The 1,271-nt window shown below is 62.1% G+C and carries 1 protein-coding gene; it reads left to right on the forward strand.

Annotation, left to right across the window (positions count from 1 at the left end; all coding sequences use genetic code 11):
- Window positions 1-42: 42 nt before the first annotated feature.
- Window positions 43-1,271: L-fucose/L-arabinose isomerase family protein (locus tag IEW09_RS18620; RefSeq protein ID WP_188555773.1), on the forward strand; the 1,229-nt coding region annotated here is incomplete at its 3' end.

Consider the following 1,271-nt stretch of genomic DNA (forward strand, 5'->3'; position numbering starts at 1 on the left):
CAACGCCCGTTTGAGGGTTTAACGAGAGAGATGGAGAAGGTGATGTCGAAGCGAATGACGATGGGCGTGGTGGTAGGCAATCGTGGATTTTTTCCGAGCCATTTGGCGACGAGCGGTCGGTTGGAGATGATAGCGGCGCTGGAGGCGGCGGGGATCAAGCCGATCGTGTTGACGCCCGAGGAGACGGCGCACGGCGCGGTCGAGACCTACGAGGACGCCAAGAAGTGCGCCGCTCTGTTCAAGAAGCACGCCGCCGAGATCGATGGCATCATCATCACGCTGCCCAACTTCGGCGAAGAGCGCGGCCTGGCCGACACGCTGCGCCTTGCGAACCTGCAGGTGCCGGTGCTGATCCAGGCGACGCCCGACCACGCCGGCAAGATGTCGATCGCCTATCGTCGCGACAGCTTCTGCGGCAAGATGTCGATCTCGAACAACCTGCGCCAGTACGGCATTCCGTACTCGCTGACGCGGCTGCACACCGAGGCGCCGGACTCGGCGGAGTTCAAGGCCGACCTCGAGTGGTTCTCCGCGGTCTGCCGCGTGGTCGGCGGCATGAAGAACCTGCGCATCGGCGCCATCGGCGCGCGGCCTACGGCGTTCAACACTGTTCGCTATTCCGAGAAGCTGCTCGAGAAGAGCGGCATCACGGTCGAGACGCTCGACCTCAGCGAGATCTTCGGACGCATCGAACGCACGAAAGATAACGATGATGCGGTGCAGGCAAAACTTGCCACCATCAAGAAGTACATCTCGACCAACAACGTGCCTGAGGCTGCACTACTCAAGATGTCGAAGCTGGGCGCGGTGATCGACGGATGGATGAAGGCGAGCGAGCTGACGGTCAGCTCGGTGCAGTGCTGGACCTCGATGGAAGAGTACTTCGGCGTCGTGCCCTGCACGGTGATGAGCATGATGAGCGAGAACCTGTTGCCCAGCGCCTGCGAGACCGACACCATGGGCACGCTGAGCATGTACGCGCTGACGCTGGCGAGCGAGACGCCTTCGGCGCTGCTCGACTGGAACAACAACTACGGCGACAACCCGGACAAGGCGGTCTGCTTCCACTGCTCGAACCTGCCCAAGCACTTCTTCAAAGAAGTCAAGATGGACTTCCAGCAGATCATCGCGGGCACGGTCGGCAAGGAGAACACCTTCGGCACGCTCGACGGCACGGTCAAGGCGGGCGCGATGAGCTTCGCGCGCTTCACCACCGACGACTTCGAGGGTACCATCCGCGGCTACGTCGGCGAGGGCAACTTCACTGACGA

The organism is Edaphobacter dinghuensis (genome assembly GCF_014640335.1).
In the GTDB taxonomy this organism is placed as follows: Bacteria; Acidobacteriota; Terriglobia; order Terriglobales; family Acidobacteriaceae; genus Edaphobacter; species Edaphobacter dinghuensis.